This window comes from Kosakonia sp. CFBP8986 (assembly GCF_034044935.1).
Taxonomy (GTDB): Bacteria; Pseudomonadota; Gammaproteobacteria; order Enterobacterales; family Enterobacteriaceae; genus Kosakonia; species Kosakonia cowanii.
Genome location: NZ_JAXCXB010000003.1, coordinates 70,108 through 86,240, shown reverse-complemented (window position 1 = coordinate 86,240; position 16,133 = coordinate 70,108). Strand labels below are relative to the sequence as shown.

Here is a 16,133-nt window from a genome sequence, read left to right as displayed (position 1 = left end):
CTGCGCTTATCAGGCCTACGGATTGGCATCATGCCTACGGTTTTGTAGGCCGGATAAGGCGCAGCCGCCATCCGGCATTGCTGTCTTGCTTACTTGTCCTCGATCAGCAGCGCTTCCAGCAGATCGAGGTCGTGCAGCATCTTTTGCAGCGTCTCGTTACTGATCTGCCGCGTGGCGCGCAGGTGATAAAGCTCGGCACGCTCCGAGCGCAGCGCCGCCAGGCGGAAGCGGCGTTCGAGGTTCTCTTCCTGCAACGTGTTTTCCACATCATTGCGCCCATCGGCGCGGCGGCGCAGGTTACCAATCACCCGCGAACTCACCTCTGTCAGCAGCTGGGTATCGATATTCTCTTCGGTATCCGCTGCCAGGCGCTCTTCCATCTTCTGGATCGCCACAATCGCCACATCGGCGGTCGCCGCGCGCGCCATGCGCTCCTCTTTCTGTTGCTGGGCGTGGTCACGCACTTCGATACGCTGCAACAGCATCGGCAGGGCAATCACGCCGACAAACAGTGAAAAGAGGATCACCCCGGCGGCGAGGAACACCAGCTCATAACGCGCCGGGAAGACATCGCCGGTCGGCAGCAGAAGCGGAATCGACAGCACACCGGCGAGGGTAATCGCCCCGCGCACACCGGCAAAGGTGGCAATCAGCAGCTCGCGGGTGCTCCATGCGCCAAACTCCATCGGCTTGTTGGTCAGGAAGCGACGGCTGAAGTTCTTCATCACCCACAGCCAGCCAAAACGCACCAGCATCAGCGCGGCGTAAATCAGCAGGATATCGGTAAACAGCATCCAGGTTTCAACGTTCGGATCGGCTTCTGCCGCCACCAGCGAGGACTCCAGAATACCCGGCAGTTGCAGGCCCAACAGCAGGAACACCATGCCGTTAAAGACAAACTCCAGCATCGACCAGGTGCTGTTTGCGCGCAGGCGCATCGCCAGCGGCGCGCTGCGCATCACGCCGGAGCGTGTAATGGTCATCCCGGCGGCGACGGCGGCAAGAATGCCGGAGAAGCCGATATGCTCGGCAATCAGGTAAGAGGCGAACGGCAGCAGGAACAGCAGCACGATTTGCGTGGCCGGTTCGTCCCCGCCCCAGCGGCTGAGGAAACGCAGCGAACGGCCATAGAGCCAGCTGACGGCGAAGCCGGCCAGCAGGCCGCCAATCGCCACTTTGAAGAACTCGACCGTGGCGCCGCCGACGGTAAAGACCATCGTGCCCATCGCTACGGCGACCGCGAACTTCAGCGACACCAGGCCGGAGGCGTCATTCATCAGCGCCTCACCCTGCAGGATGCCCATGATCTTTTTCGGGATGCGCCCTTCCCCGACGATGCCGGAGAGCGCCACCGCATCGGTTGGCGACAGCACCGCGGCCAGCGCAAAGGCCGGCACCAGCGGAATGCCCGGCACCATCCAGTAAATTAAGAAGCCGATACCCACCACGGTGACCAGCACCAGTGCCAGCGCGAGGCCAAATATCTCGCGCCCGTGCTCAAGGAATTCGCGCGTCGGCGTTTTCCAGCCGTCGGCAAAGAGCAGCGGCGGAATGAAGAGCACGAGGAAGAGTTCCGGGTCGAACTCAACGTGCAAACCGAAGGTCGGTAAGGCGAGTAACGCGCCGATGGCGATCTGCATCAGCGGTAAGGGGATTTGAAACGGCAGAACTCGAGTGATAACACCGGAGAGCGATACCACAAGGGTCATGATGAGAATGGTAAAGAAGATTTCCATGCGTTCCCTGTTTGCAGTGTGTTGTTATACCCGCATCAGACCTGAGACGGGGCCTTTCAGCTTAACGCAAAGCAACCGGGCTGTGGGCAAAAAAATGGGCAACCGAAGTTGCCCATTGTCCGAATGTTTAATGATTAGATAGCCCAGCCGCCGGCATAAAACGCTACCAGCGCGATAGCGATCACCACGGTGCCGATGTTCAGCTTGCGCCATTCACCGGACACCACGCGGCCAATCACCAGCGAAGCGAAGCCGATCATAATGCCGGTCACGATGTTACAGGTCAGCACGATAAACACGGCGGTAATGAGGCCAGACATGGCGTCAACGAAGTCGGCGAAGTCGATTTTCGCCACGTTGCTCAGCATCAGCAGGCCAACATACATCAGCGCCGGTGCGGTGGCGTACGCCGGCACCAGGTAGGAGAGCGGAGAGAGGAACAGGATCAGCATAAACAGCACGCCGACGGTGATCGCCGTCAGGCCGGTTTTGCCGCCCGCTGCGGTGCCCGCCGCCGATTCGATATAGACCGCAGCCGGCGCCGCGCCAACCAGACCAGAGAAGACGCTGCTCAGGGAGTCGGTGGTCAGCGCTTTACCGCCATCGATAATCTGCCCATCTTTATCCAGCAGGTTCGCCTGCCCTGCGACCGCGCGGATGGTGCCGGTGGCGTCAAACACCGCCGTCATCACCAGCGCCAGCACGCTTGGCAGCACCACCGGGTTGAGCGCGCCCATAATATCGAGGCTGCCGATCAGCGAGTTGCCTTTGTCATCGCTCAGGGATGGCATGGCGAAAATACCGGAGAAGTGCACGGTCGGGTCGAAAATCAGGCCGACAACGGAGATGCCGATGATGGTCAGCAGAATGCCGCCCGGCACTTTTAGCTTCTCCAGACCGATAATCACCGCCAGGCCAATCAGCGACATGATCACCGGGAAGCTGGCGAAGTGGCCAAGGGCAACCGGCAGACCATCAATCGGATTTTTAACCACAAGGCCAACGCCGTTGGCGGCGATCAGCAGCAGAAACAGGCCGATACCAATACCGGTGCCGTGCGCAACGCCCTGCGGCAGGTTACGCAAAATCCAGCTGCGAATGCCGGTGGCGGAGATAACGGTAAACAGCACACCCATCAGGAACACCGCGCCGAGTGCGACCGGGACGCTGATCTGCTGGCCCAGCACCAGGCTGAACGCGGTAAAGGCGGTAAGTGAAATCGCACAGCCGATGGCCAGCGGCAGGTTGGCCCACAGCCCCATCACGATGGAGCCGACACCGGCGACCAGACAGGTGGCAACGAAGACGGCAGCCGGCGGGAAACCGGCTTTGCCCAGCATACCGGGCACCACGATGACGGAGTAAACCATCGCCAGGAAGGTGGTTAAACCGGCCACAATCTCCTGACGAACGGTGCTGCCACGGGCAGAAATTTTGAACAGTGCGTCAAGCGAACTGCCGGTACGCGCAGATGGCGTAGACATAGATACATCCCCTGAGAATTTTATTGTGCGTTGGCATGCGTGGTGGACAGTCCACTGCCGGTCAAACGTCTTCTCCCTGTGCTTTTTTGTGACAAGGGGTCACAAAAAAGCAAACGTTTAACTCCGCGCATCCAACGGTTGGTCAAAAAAAGGCAAACGATTATCCAGCGTTTAGACGCCGCTTTTCAACCAAACTTTGCCGCTTTCTGCCAAATATCGCCGAAAGCGGCTAAGAACTGCCCGCCGGATGCGCAAACGTTATCGTCGATGCGCAACTTTGCAACATTCTACGAACATTCTCACTCGCCGGGCAGCGAGAAGGGGCCGCCCTGTTCAATGGCGCGTTTCCAGGTTGGCCGCATTTCAACGCGTTTCTTCCACGCCTGCAGATTGGGCAGATTCTCAATGCCGCCGCGCGACAGCAGGGCGAACACCGGGAAGCTCATCTGCACATCCGCCATGCTCAGTTCATCACCGGCAAACCACGGGCGGTGCGCCAGCTCCCCTTCAATAAAGCGCGCGTGGGTCTCCAGCTGCTTATTTAAAAAAGCATTCTCGATCCCTTTCCCGATAAGCTTGCCGACGCTGCGCACACCGAACGGCACCGGCGGTTTGCCGAGTTGCCCTACCACCAGCTTCATTAATAGCAGCGGCATCAGCGAGCCTTCCGCGTAGTGCAGCCAGAAGCGGTAATCGATCTTCTGCTGTGCATCGTGCGGCTTGAAGCGCTGCTCCGTGTCGTAGGTCTCTTGCAGGTATTCGAGGATCGCCCCCGATTCGGCGAGGATAAAGCCGTTATCCTCCACCACTGGCGATTTTCCCAGCGGGTGGATCTTTTTCAGCGCGTCCGGTGCCAGCATATTTTTCTGTCGCTCATAACGCACGATATTGTAGGGAACGCCCAACTCTTCCAGCGCCCAGAGGATGCGCTGTGAGCGCGATTTATTCAGATGGTGCACTGTAAGCATGACTCTCTCCCGCATTTATATTCGTTTTAACTATAGAGAAGCGCGGGCAAAGCGCCGAAAAAATCATAATGAAAGAGCTTAAAAAACGAGCAGAGAGGCGATGAACAACTATACTTATTTTGTCAGCACAAACCGGAACCTTACTCGCTACACAAGGGGTGTTGATGTCGGGGGAAACCCTCCCGTTTCGATGCGGGATAGAGCGAAAGACAATGACCGGAAAACGACTAAAGCGCCCCAGCGGGCGCTTTAGTTTTTTTAAGTTCACTCATCTTCCAGCAACCGCGCGCCAGGTCCCTGTTTGCCCAGCGTATCGCCAGGGTTGCGTAGCGGACAGTCGCTGCGCGACAGGCAACCGCAGCCGATACAGCCATCCAGTTCGTCGCGCAGAGCGACCAGCGTGTGGATACGTCTGTCCAGCTCTTCGCGCCACTGGGAAGAGAGCGCTTTCCACTCTTTTTTACTCAGCGTGTGCCCTTCCGGTAGCACGCCAAAGGCCTCGCCAATGGTCGCCAGCGGAATGCCGATACGCTGCGCGATTTTGATAATCGCCACATGGCGCAATACATCACGCTGATAACGCCGCTGGTTACCGGCATTGCGCGAACTTTTTATCAGCCCTTTACTTTCATAAAAGTGCAGCGTTGAGACGGCAACCCCGCTGCGCTTCGCCACTTCACCGGGGCTGAGAAGGGCTTTGATTCGCGGCGTTTTCTTTTCCATAAAACCTCTTTACCTCAAGTTAACTTGAGGAATTATACTCGCCCGCAGACAAAACGACGAATCGGGAAAGAGGAAGCTTTATGTCCCATCAGCAAATTATTCAGACCTTGATTGAATGGATTGATGAACATATCGACCAACCAATGAACATTGATGTTGTCGCCAGAAAGTCAGGCTATTCAAAGTGGTACTTACAGAGGATGTTCCGCACGGTGATGCATCAGACGCTTGGGGAGTACATTCGCCAGCGCCGCCTGCTGCTGGCTGCCGAAGCGCTGCGCACCACTAAACGGCCGATTTTTGATATTGCGATGGATTTGGGTTACGTCTCGCAGCAAACTTTTTCGCGCGTCTTCCGCCGCGAGTTTGATCGTACGCCAAGCGACTATCGCCACCAGGCGTAACTCACTTTAGCGAAGGCGGCTGCTGCACCCAACGTTTAAACTCCTGCGGCGGTAGCGCCTTCGCAAAGTGCCACCCCTGGCAAAACTGCACGCCGCGCTTAAGCAGCCAGGCGACCTGCTCTGCCGTCTCCACCCCTTCCGCAATGATCTTCAGCCGCAGGCTCTGCGCCATATCAATAATATGTTCCGCAATTAAGTGGCTGGTGCTGTTAGTGGAGAGCGTGTCGATAAAGGATTTGTCGATCTTCAGGATATCGACGTTCAGCGAGTAGAGGTTGTGCAGGTTGGAGTAGCCGGTGCCGAAATCATCGATCGCCACTTCATACCCCGCCTGGCGAAACGCCTGGATCACCGGCGTGGTTTTTGGCACATCGATAAAGCCACGCTCGGTCACTTCAATTTTGATCTGCTCGGCGCGCACCGCATAGTCGCGCGCTTTGTTGGCAATCAGCGAAATTAAGCGCGACGAGTGGAAGTCAGAGGCCGACAGGTTGATGGAAATATAGAGATTCGGCACCACCGCCAGAAAATCCCCTAAATCATTGAACACCTCATCGACGACATAATCCGTCACGCGCTCAATCATGCCCTCTTTTTCCGCCAGCGGAATAAACTCCGTCGGGCTCATCACCTGACCGTTAAAACCTGGCCAGCGCAATAGCGCCTCGGCGCCAACGCAGGTGCCGTTTTTAATATCAATAATAGGTTGGTAATGAAGGCGAAGCTGACGACGGGTTAAAGCGCGGTGGAGCCTGCGGCGTGGTGAGGTAATTTCCCGCCGTGTTCGCGTCCAGATAAAAAAGATCAGCGCACTACAGACCATCCCTAACGGCAGCGTAAAGACCGCCTGCCGGTAAAGGGAGTGGAAATAGTTTTCGCGCGACGTCGAAACAATAATGGCGATAGGCCGTGAGGGTGCATACGCAATGGTATAGAAGCGATCGCCCAGTAAGAAGGAGCTATCATGGCGGTGGATTAACGATGCAAAGGTCTTCAGGCGCGCATTCTTACTGAGCGAGAAAAAGCCGCCGGAGCGCGTATCGTAAACGCCATACGCTAAACGCGGATCGTCTGATGTCACATCGCTATAGGTCAGCGGGTTAATCACCGCGACATAATTTCCCCGCTGCACGTAGACCATTTTATAGCCAGCATAAAAAGGGGTGTCGCGATAGTAATAGAGCGCCGTGCCATGCTTCCCTTCATAATCCGCTGGTGAAATAGCATACGATTGCGCGGGGGTAACGGCGCTGGAACATAAAAAGTGGTTGCCCTGGGCATAAATAAGATCGGCGACATACTGGCTGCCATGAACAATATTAAGCATCACGTCGCGATGTTGCGGCGTACACGGCGTGCCGCGATAGTTTTCCGCCGCGCGGCGTACGCTATCTGCCTGCTGGATAACAAGATCGGTTTTATTCAGTGCCTGGCGGGCAAATGCGCGCAGGTGCGTGCGCGTCTCTTTTACGGCATGGATATGCGCAACCCATAGCGAGATCATTACCGGGATAAGAACCACCAGTATCATTCCGCTAATTCTGAGCATTTTATGAGGCACACTGAGCTTCATGTCCGCCGAAATCCATGCATTTTATGTGCCTTTTATATTGTTGGGCAGGAGGCTTTTAGAAACAGGTGATTACGTTGCATCAAACCCTGATCATTAGCAACTGACTTTTCTCTTCCGGATCCTGATATTTAACGATGCTGAGAATATTCCACCGTAAGGCAAACTAAAAGTGTGCCCCTGGTTTTATATTTAACTAAATATTTCGTCCTGCCGTTCCCTAAGGCGAAACGACCGGGAATAAGAGGAAGTGACCATATAGGTAATAGAGTACCGACATTGGCTATTTTTCACTCAATTATCCGGCTAAAAGTAGCCATAGCATAAACCGGTGCTTAATAGTTAAGTCATAATGTACTCACGCTTAATAATATAAGCAGGCTTAATTATCTGGCGAAAAACAGGGCAATTTATAAGGTGGTGCGTTTCCACAATCAGAACATCCTCATGACCACGGTTATCGCGATTTTGTCGTTTTATTGCTGCGCTTATGTAAAATTTATTTTTTATTTCCCGGCAAGAGTAAGTTAAATACAAATATTTAATGCGCGCGATCTCACCCGGCGACGATAATGTTGCGACCCGCTTTTTGCCGACTTAAAAAACTAAAAAAGCTCTCTTTTTGTACTGGTGAATAAAACAACAAATGTGATAGAGTTCACAAATTCCGTGTATGCGGAACCCCACTTTTACATTGTTGTGTTAACCCGACGGACAACTGCTTTCGCGCGCTGCGCAGGCCTTTGCTCGCCAGGTGTTTGATTCTCCTGAGGATAGTAAGATGGCAACCCTTACCACCAGCGTGGTGCTGTTCCGCTGGCAGTTATTGAGCGCACTTTTAATGTTTATGGCCAGTACGCTGAACATTCGTTTTCGCCGTTCAGATTACTTTGGGCTTGCGGTGATCAGCAGCGGCATGGGGCTGGCAGCCGCCTGCTGGTTTGCCACCGGCCTGCTTGGCCTGTCGGTGATGGATTTCGCCAAAATCTGGCAACACTTTGCGTCGGTGTGGGAAGAGATGACCCGCAACGCACCGCCAGAGTGGCCGATGGTGATGACCTGATAAGCAGCCGGCCCGGATGATCCCCCCAGCAAAGCGCTATTTCCCCAGCTTTGACAGCATCTCCGGGCGCATAAATTTCTGAATAACCAGCATAAAGAGCACCGACGGCACTAACAGGATCAGCGCCGTAATCGACGAGATCTGATAATTCCCGGACATGCTGGCGGTATAGAGCAGGATCGGCAAGGTGGTGATATCCGGCGCGCCGACAAAAAAGGTGGCGGTGAACTCATCCAGCGACTCCAGAAAGACGAAGATACTCGCCGCAATCAACCCTGGCGCCGCCTGCGGCAGCGTAATGTGGAAAAAGGTATAGAGCGGCCCGGCACCCAGATTGCGCGATGCCCTCGCCAGCAGCGGATCGAGTGACGAAAACGCCGCAACGCTGATCCAGATTGAGTAGATCAACCCATGCACGCTGTGCACCAGCACCACCCCGGCAATCGTGCCGTTTAATCCCCACTGATAAAAAAGCCGCGCCACATTCATATAGACCGTTAAATTCGGAAAGGCCTGCGGAATCAAAAAGAGCAGCATAAAGAAGGCGCGCCACGGCATTCCTCGCTGCGCAAGCGCGTAACCCGCCGGCACCGAAATCAGCAGACAGACCAGCACCGACAGCAGCGCAATCAGCACGCTTACCCCCAGTGAACCGGAGATGTCGCTATAGGGGCTAAATACCTGGTTCCAGTACTTCAGCCCCCACTGGCTCGGCAGCGTATGGGGGAAAAACCAGCTCTCCGCCACCGTCCAGATCAGTAAATTAAGCAGCGGCCCGAACAGCGCCAGCACCAGAAAGGTGAGCAGCAGCGTTTGTAAAAGAAAGCTGCCGCGAATTTTTTGCCGTAACCGGTTCATGCCTGCTCCCCTTTTGCCTGCAACGTATGGCGTAAATAGAACCATGACAGCGCGGCGCAAATCAGATAAGAGATCACGCCCATCGCGTTGGCGACCGGGTAATCACCGTACGAGTTGACGCGAAAAGCCATATCCACCGTCATCATGGTCGGCGTGCCGGTGCCAATCATCAACGGTACCGAAAGTACCGACATCATCGTCACGGTCGAGAGCACCATCGCCACGCCGATGGTCGGTAAAACCTGCGGCAGAATAATGTCGAACAGAATACGTACGCGCGACGCGCCGAGGTTTTGCGCTGCCAGAATATGGCTGCGATCTACTGCTGCCATCGCGCCGCAAATCAGCAGAGTTGAGAAGGCCATCTGTTTCCAGACGAAAGTAATAATGATCCCGCTCCAGCCGAGCAGCGAGGTGGTCTCTGTCGGCGTTAACAGCCCGGCGGCCACCAGCGCATTGTTCATCAGACCGTTTTTCGCCAGAAAGGTACGCATCATCTGCGCCGTAACGATAAAGGGAATAAAGAGCGGCAGGCGGTAGAGAAAAGCGAGCGCCCGGACAATACCCTGCCAGGGGGAGAGCACAATGATGGCGGAAATCGTTATCGACAGCAGTGCGAGGATCGCCAGCGACACCAGCACAATGATCACCGTAAACAGGATATCGCTGGAGTAGAGCGAGAACATCTTCGCAAAGTGCGCCAGCGTTAACGTATGGGTCTCATCGGTAAAAGCCGAGATCAGCGAATAGCCGAGCGGCCAGAGAAACAAAACCGCGATGGTCAGCGTTGCCGGGCCAACCAGCAAAAGGGATTTCATCGTATGTCGCATGGTAAACCTGAATAGTCACAAAAACGCCCGGATCGGCGATCCGGGCATGGGGTTAATCAGTTCGATACCTGACGCTCGTAGCCCTCTTTGATATCGGTAAAGTACTGATTAATGGGGAAGCTTTTACCGTAGCGGCTCAGCGTTTCCGGTGAGATCTCGGCGAACAGTTTCTGCCAGGTCGCCGCATCCAGTTTCTCTTTGACATATTTCGCGTCGATGCCCGGATACCAGTTGAACTGCTTCACAATCCCCTGCGCCTGCACCTCCGGGCTGGTCGCCAGCGCGATAAACTCCTGCGCCAGTTTGGCCTGCGCCGCGTGAGCTGGCACCACGTAGTACATCGGCTGGCCCGGCATACCCGGCGCGATTAACGTCAGCTTGATGGAGGGCGGCAGCTTGCCCTGATCCCGCCAGCTGTAGAACATATCAACCCATACTGGCCCCATGGCGATCTCGCCCCGGCTCAGCATATCGAGTGTGCCGGCGTTGCCCGGTGTGAAGGTGACGTTCTGGTTGAACGCTTTCAGTTTGGCGAAGGCCTGATCCCAACTCTTTTCAACGCTTTTATCGTAGGGTTGCGCCGACAAGCGCGCGGCATCGGTGCCGTAGGCGTAGATCCAACCGACCACAAAACTGACGCCGGACATGCCGTTTTTAATGCCGTTATAGCCAAATGCCTTCGGGTTTTTCGCCGACCACTGCACCAGCTCGTCATAGGATTTCGGCGGTGTGCTCACCAGGTCGCTGTTATAGGCAATCGCCGTCTGGCTAAGGAACATCGGCATCACATAGCCATCAACATTGACGCCCAGCGCATTTTTCGCGTTATCGGCGCTGACCAGCGAACCGGTATTAATGGCTGCGCGATACTTCTCCAGCAGCCCCTTCTCCACCAGCTGACCGCCGACCGCCTGATGCACAACGGCAACGTCGATATCCCAGCTTTTCGCCCCGCTCGCCTGCTGTGCGCTCAGCTTTTCGAGGATTTTGTTCGACCCGGCATCGCCCGGGCCGGTGCCGACAACCTGCACTTTTACCCCAGGATGTGCGGCTTCAAACTTCGGCCCAAGCCACGTTTTTACGTAATCCACCATATTCTGATCGCCTGCCGTTGCCACATTGAGCACCGTTTCAGCTTGTGCGCCCTGCGCGACAGCGCCCAGACCGAGCGCGGCGATAACCGCCAGTTTCGTTGTTACAGACATGTTTTTCCCCTAAAAGAAGCCCTGTTGGTTGGCATTAAAAAGTGGTCTCAAAGCGATGCAGCGCCGGTGCCGGGACATGCAGTTTTACCGGCGTTTGCGCAGGCCAGCTCCGCTCTGCGTCGGCAAGCAGGATCTGCCCGTTGCAGCGCACGCTGTGGCGATAGTGATGACCCAGAAACGCGCTCTCCTCCACCACGCCCTCGAGCACCAGGCCCTGCGGCAAGTCGTATTGCGCGGTTGCGGGCAGCAACTGGACATCTGCACTGCGGAAATAGAGGCGTTTATCGCTGCTCTGTTGTTCAATCAGGCAGTTATCGGCCCCCATAAAATCCGCGACGAAGGGCGTGGCCGGGTGGTGATAGATCGCCTCTGGTGTGCCAATCTGCTCAATGCGCCCCTGATTGAGCACCGCAATGCGATCGGCCATCACCAGCGCCTCTTGCTGGTCATGCGTCACAATCAGCGAGGTAAAACCGAGGCGCTTTTGCAGCGCTTTAATCTCATGGCGCACATTGAGGCGCACTTTGGCATCAAGGTTTGATAACGGCTCGTCGAGCACCAGCACGTCCGGTTCTATCGCCAGCGCACGGGCGAGGGCAACACGCTGACGCTGGCCGCCGGAAAGGGCCGTGACTTTACTCTCGGCATAGGGTTCAAGATTGACGATGCGTAATAATTCCCGTACCCGCTGCTGGATATTCTCTTTTTTCCAGCGCCGCACTTTGAGGCCATAACCAATATTTTGTGCCACGGTGAAGTGAGGCCAAAGCGCATAACTCTGGAACACCATGGTGATATTTCTCTGCTCGGGCGTGAGGTGCGTAATATCCCGATCGTTAATTGCCACCGTACCCGATTGCGCGGGGATAAAACCGCATAATGCATTGAGTAGTGTCGTTTTTCCGCAGCCGGAGGGGCCAAGCAGCGCAATCATTTCACCCTTTTCGACGGATAAATGAATATCGTGCAGTACCACTTTCTCGCCATAGGAAATTTTTAGTTTATCGATATGCAAATAACTCACGGGCGATCCCTTGTTGCGCATCTTATTTAGCAATGAACACGTGTTCATTTATTTGTAAAAAAAATGCAACTTTGTAGCGACATGATGTGAGCCTACTTTGTCCGCTATTTGTGACAATTTGATTAAGTGATAACGCTTTTTAGCGAGGCGACATGAAAATAGATGTGCTGGGGTGCGGGAGCGCCTTTTCGCGGCAGCAAAATACGTCCGCTATTCGGGTCATCGACCGGAAGAGGCGCCAATGGTTGATTGACTGCGGCCCCACTATTCCGCGCGCGCTCTGGCAGCGAAATCTGGAGATTAACGAGATTGACGCCCTCTACTTTACCCATGTGCACCCGGATCACTGCATCGGCCTGACGGCACTGCTCAATCACTGGAAAAGCTTTCAGCGGCGTAAACCGCTGATTATCTGGTCGCAGCGTGAGCAGCGCCCGGTACTGATGCAGCTGGCAAGCCTGGCAAACTGGCCGCAGGCAGAACTGGGTTTTCCGATTGAGTGGCGCGACAGCGAAGCCGCGTTTAACTGGCAGGGTTGGCAGATCCACACCGCCTTTACCCACCATGAAATTCCCAATCTCGCGCTGCGTATTGAGGCTGATGGGTGCGCGCTCTTTTACAGCGGCGATGGTCGTCCGACGGCAGAGAGTATCGCCCTGATGCACAATGCTGACCTCGCCTTCCAGGAGTGCGCCTCGTTGACGGCATTAGGCAGCGACGCCTCCCATGGCGACTTTCCCGATTGCCTGGCGCTCTATCAGCAATTGCATCTGCCAGCGCTCGGCTTATACCACTGCAACGATGCTGCCCTTGCGGCATTAGCAGAGGCGTGCGCACCCTATCCGGGGCTGTTTCTTAGCGAGGATGGCAGGCAGTTTGACCTTCTCACCCAGCAGGCGGCCCATTATGGCTAAACAGACGGTCACCGCCGAGGATGTGGCGAAACGGGCAGGCGTTTCCCGCGCGGTGGTTTCGCGGGCGCTGAGCAGCAACGGCAGTATCTCGCCCGCCACGAAAGAGCGGGTATTGCGTGCCGCACAGGAGCTGGGCTATCAGGTCAATTTCCTTGCCCAGGGCTTAAACCGTCAGCGCAGCCACCTGATTGGCGTGATTGTGGCGCGTATTGCCGATCCGTTTCGCAGCCGCCTGCTGGAGGAGCTGCTGCATGAAATTCAGCGGCGCGGCTACCAGGCGCTGGTCACCGAGATTTCCGGCGAGCAGGATCTGGTTGCCACGCTGCGCCGTTTTACCCAGTTTCGCGTCTCGGGGGTGATTGTCACCTCCGGCCAGCCTCCACAAGCGATTGTGAATGAGTGCGTTAACCTGCACATCCCGGTGGTGGGCATCAACCGCGACCCCGATATTCCGCTGGTCGATTTTGTCTGCTCCGATAACCGCGCCGGGGCGCAGCTGGCAGCAGAACAGCTGCTTAGCGCGGGCTGTCGTCGCTTCGGCTGGCTGAATACTCACGGCTCAACCTGGGCGGGACGCCGCCGGGGCGAGGCCTTCTCCCAGGCTTTAGAGGATGGCGGCGTCGATACGGCGCAGCAGCTGCAGATCATCATGGCGCATGAAGAGGGTTATGCGGGCGGTTGGCAGGCGGCGCTAGCGCACGACGCTGAGCTGCCCGACGGCATTTTTTGCGCCAACGCTCAGCTGGCTTGCGGCTTTCTCGACGGCATGCGCCAGCGCGGCAAGCAGGCACCGGACGATTTCCATCTGATCGGTTTTGATAACACGCCGCAAAGCGGGCAGTTCAGCTACCAGTTAACCACACTGCATCAAAACACCACGGAGATCGCCCACCGTGCGCTGACGCGTCTGCTGGAGCGGGCGAAAAATCCGTTGCAGCCTTCCCACGTCGAGTGGGTTAAGGTGGAACTTATTCATCGACACACATCGCCACGCATTGGCTAAGAGCTATCTATGACAGAAGAGTTTACCCACGCGCTCTGCGCGCTGATTCGCCGCCTCGGCCTTGAGGCCAAACAGCTTCGTGATAAAGGGCTGACCGTTGAGCAGAAAGGTCGCCAGGATTTTGTCTCGCAGGCGGATGTTTATGTCGAGACGCAGCTGCGCGAGTGGCTGAAGGCACAGCGCCCGCAGGACGGCCTGCTTGGCGAAGAGCGCGGGCTGGAGCCGGGCAGCGAGGGAACATGGGTTATCGACCCGATTGATGGCACCACCAACTTCATTCTTGGTATGGATTACTGGTGCATCTCCGTCGCCTGGGTGCACGATAACCGCATCGAGCTTGGCATTATCTACGCGCCAGATCGCGAAGAGTTTTTCTTTGCCCGCGCGGGCCACGGCGCGTTCCTCAACGATCGCCGCTTGACCCTGACAGAACCCTCGCCGGATGCCGTGGTACTCGGCGTCGGGCGCTCAAGCCGCCGCGCGCCGCGTGAATATACCGATGCGCTGGAAAAACTGCTCGATCAGGGCGTGGAACACCGCCGGTTTGGCGCCGGTGCGCTGATGCTGGCGCACGTCGCCGCAGGGCTGGTGCACGGCTATTACGAAGCGCACCTGCACAGCTGGGACGCGCTGGCCGGGCTGGTGCTGATCAGTGAAGCGGGCGGTCGGCACAACGACTTTCTTGCTAATGATGGCTTAACCAACGGCAACACGGCGTGGGCCGCCACGCCAGCAGTGTGGCAGCAGCTGCAACCGCTGCTGCTGCCGTCAGGGAAGTAACTTACTTAGCGGGCAGGCCACTGGTTGAGATCGATTCCGCGCTGCGGCGCGGTTTTGGCAAACTCCCGCAGCACCGCTTTCACATCCGGATCGAAGTAATCGACATTCTCATGCTCAACCACCACCACGCTGCGCTCCGGGATCTTCGCCAGTAATGCCTGTAGACGGGGGTTATGCAAAAAGGTCAGGTTCTGCTGAATGCGCAGCACATAGTGATCGCCCCGACGTGCAAGCTGCAACGCATTGCGATGGCAGTGGTAGAGGCTAAGCGCCATCTGCACCGCCAGCCCCAGCGCAATCCCCATCAACATACCGAAAACAATAATCCCCGCGACGGTGGTAAGAAACGGCACATACTGTTGATACCCGGCGCGAAACTGCTCGATAAAGAGGCGCGGTGTCGCCAGCTTATAGCCGGTGTAGAGCAGCACAGCGGCAAGGCTTGCCAGCGGGATCACCGATAACAGCTCGCCAAACCAGAGACCACACACCAGCAGCAGTACGCCGTGCAGCAGCACCGAGAACTTACTTTGCGCGCCGTTGCTGACGTTGACCGAACTGCGCACAATCACTGCGGTGATCGGCATTGCGCCCACCAGGCCTGAGAGCAGGTTACCCGCGCCCTGCGCCACCAGCTCTTTATCCGGCGACGGCGGCGGGTTCTGCGGGCGCAGCTTCTTCAGCGCCTCCTGGCTGAGCAGGGTTTCGAGGCTGGCTACCAGCGCCAGCGTGATCGCGACCGTGTAGACCGCCGGGTTTTGCCAGGCGCTCCAGTCCGGCCCCTCCAGTTCGGCCATCAGATCGTTAAGGGAGCCAAACTCCGGCAGGGTGATGCGCGGTAACGCGGGAAGCAGATGCGGCGCAAAGTAGCTCAAGGCAATCACCATCACGCTGCCGAGCAGCACCGCCACTAGCGGTCCGGGGATCCAGCTCAGACTTTTGATCCGCTTCATTGCCGCCGAGTCCCATCCCCATAACAGGAGCAAACCGCCTGCCGCGACGAATAACGAGGTCAGCGAAACGGTAAAGTCACCGCTGAAGAGCTGGCCTAAACCGCTCTCCTCAACTTCACCAAGCGCGACCGGGATCTGCTGCATAATCAGCAACAAACCGATCGCCGCCAGCATCCCCTTAATCACGCTACCGGGCACCAGCCCGATAAACCGCCCGGCGCGCAGCAGGCCCATCGCCAGTTGCAGCACGCCTGCCAGCACCAGTGCGAAGAGAAAAGCGGAGAAGGAGCCGAGCGACTCCACCGAAGCCACGACAATGGTTACCAGCCCGGCAGCCGGGCCGCTGACGGCAAAACGCGACGGACTTAGCGCGGTGACCAGTAGCCCGCCGATGATCCCGGTTAGCAGGCCAACAAAGGGCGGTAGCCCGCTGGCGTGGGCGATGCCCAGGCAGAGTGGCAGCGCCACCAGAAAAACGACCACGCCTGCCAGGGTATCCTGGCGCAATGTGGCGATGGGAAGAGAACGGGCCAGCAACGGTTTTAACCTTTTCACAGTGCGACTCCCTTATAGACGGTGAACAAAATCTGGCTGGTTTGATGCGGGAACTTTTACTAC

At 56.7% G+C, this 16,133-nt stretch carries 15 protein-coding genes; 5 read left to right on the top strand and 10 right to left on the bottom strand.

Annotated elements, in window-relative coordinates; all coding sequences use genetic code 11:
- Positions 1–89: 89 nt before the first annotated feature.
- From SOM48_RS07195 to soxR, 4 genes are all read right to left on the bottom strand, one after another.
- The gene (locus SOM48_RS07195) at positions 90–1,736 is read right to left on the bottom strand and encodes a Na+/H+ antiporter (protein WP_320511697.1); all 1,647 of its coding nucleotides are present in this window, start codon (positions 1,734–1,736) and stop codon (positions 90–92) included.
- 134 nt (positions 1,737–1,870) lie between these two features.
- Positions 1,871–3,220 (bottom strand): guanine/hypoxanthine transporter GhxP, encoded by a 1,350-nt coding sequence (gene ghxP, locus SOM48_RS07190; protein ID WP_042712688.1) that lies wholly within the window; start codon positions 3,218–3,220, stop codon positions 1,871–1,873.
- 299 nt (positions 3,221–3,519) lie between these two features.
- Positions 3,520–4,188 (bottom strand): glutathione S-transferase family protein, encoded by a 669-nt coding sequence (locus SOM48_RS07185; protein WP_076769037.1) that lies wholly within the window; start codon positions 4,186–4,188, stop codon positions 3,520–3,522.
- 264 nt (positions 4,189–4,452) lie between these two features.
- Positions 4,453–4,911: a redox-sensitive transcriptional activator SoxR gene (gene soxR, locus SOM48_RS07180; protein ID WP_076769038.1), complete on the bottom strand. Its 459-nt coding sequence runs from the start codon at positions 4,909–4,911 to the stop codon at positions 4,453–4,455.
- An 80-nt stretch (positions 4,912–4,991) separates the two neighbouring features.
- On the opposite strand from soxR, the gene soxS reads away from it, so the two are divergent.
- The gene (gene soxS, locus SOM48_RS07175) at positions 4,992–5,315 is read left to right on the top strand and encodes a superoxide response transcriptional regulator SoxS (protein WP_042712678.1); all 324 of its coding nucleotides are present in this window, start codon (positions 4,992–4,994) and stop codon (positions 5,313–5,315) included.
- Position 5,316: 1 nt separating this feature from the next.
- Here soxS and SOM48_RS07170 read toward each other — a convergent pair whose 3' ends face one another.
- Entirely contained in the window at positions 5,317–6,888 is a 1,572-nt protein-coding gene (locus SOM48_RS07170) for an EAL domain-containing protein (protein ID WP_139566824.1), read from the bottom strand.
- 778 nt (positions 6,889–7,666) lie between these two features.
- Between SOM48_RS07170 and SOM48_RS07165 the strand changes: the two genes are divergently transcribed.
- Positions 7,667–7,948 (top strand): YjcB family protein, encoded by a 282-nt coding sequence (locus tag SOM48_RS07165; protein ID WP_023478396.1) that lies wholly within the window; start codon positions 7,667–7,669, stop codon positions 7,946–7,948.
- Positions 7,949–7,984: 36 nt separating this feature from the next.
- Here SOM48_RS07165 and SOM48_RS07160 read toward each other — a convergent pair whose 3' ends face one another.
- The 4 genes from SOM48_RS07160 to SOM48_RS07145 are packed head-to-tail and all read right to left on the bottom strand — an operon-like array spanning position 7,985 to position 11,865.
- A complete protein-coding gene (locus tag SOM48_RS07160; RefSeq protein WP_139966811.1) occupies positions 7,985–8,806 on the bottom strand; it encodes an ABC transporter permease in 822 nt (273 codons plus the stop codon).
- Positions 8,803–9,636: an ABC transporter permease gene (locus SOM48_RS07155; protein WP_313354801.1), complete on the bottom strand. Its 834-nt coding sequence runs from the start codon at positions 9,634–9,636 to the stop codon at positions 8,803–8,805. Before SOM48_RS07155 ends, SOM48_RS07160 begins: the two co-directional genes overlap by 4 nt.
- 56 nt (positions 9,637–9,692) lie before the next feature.
- Complete coding sequence (locus tag SOM48_RS07150) at positions 9,693–10,841, bottom strand: ABC transporter substrate-binding protein (RefSeq protein WP_042712672.1); 1,149 nt, start codon at positions 10,839–10,841, stop codon at positions 9,693–9,695.
- 34 nt (positions 10,842–10,875) lie between these two features.
- Positions 10,876–11,865, bottom strand: a complete 990-nt coding sequence (locus SOM48_RS07145; protein ID WP_288881615.1) for an ABC transporter ATP-binding protein — start codon at positions 11,863–11,865, stop codon at positions 10,876–10,878.
- 152 nt (positions 11,866–12,017) lie between these two features.
- Here SOM48_RS07145 and SOM48_RS07140 point away from each other — a divergent pair, with 152 nt between their 5' ends.
- The 3 genes from SOM48_RS07140 to SOM48_RS07130 are packed head-to-tail and all read left to right on the top strand — an operon-like array spanning position 12,018 to position 14,562.
- Positions 12,018–12,779, top strand: a complete 762-nt coding sequence (locus SOM48_RS07140; RefSeq protein ID WP_320511696.1) for an MBL fold metallo-hydrolase — start codon at positions 12,018–12,020, stop codon at positions 12,777–12,779.
- Positions 12,772–13,782 (top strand): LacI family DNA-binding transcriptional regulator, encoded by a 1,011-nt coding sequence (locus SOM48_RS07135; protein ID WP_288881610.1) that lies wholly within the window; start codon positions 12,772–12,774, stop codon positions 13,780–13,782. Before SOM48_RS07140 ends, SOM48_RS07135 begins: the two co-directional genes overlap by 8 nt.
- 9 nt (positions 13,783–13,791) lie before the next feature.
- The gene (locus SOM48_RS07130) at positions 13,792–14,562 is read left to right on the top strand and encodes an inositol monophosphatase family protein (protein WP_076769044.1); all 771 of its coding nucleotides are present in this window, start codon (positions 13,792–13,794) and stop codon (positions 14,560–14,562) included.
- Between the two features lie 5 nt (positions 14,563–14,567).
- Here SOM48_RS07130 and SOM48_RS07125 read toward each other — a convergent pair whose 3' ends face one another.
- Positions 14,568–16,031 carry a SulP family inorganic anion transporter gene (locus SOM48_RS07125; RefSeq protein ID WP_054804265.1) on the bottom strand — a complete coding sequence of 488 codons (1,464 nt, stop codon included), beginning with the start codon at positions 16,029–16,031 and terminating at the stop codon, positions 14,568–14,570.
- Positions 16,032–16,133: the final 102 nt, after the last annotated feature.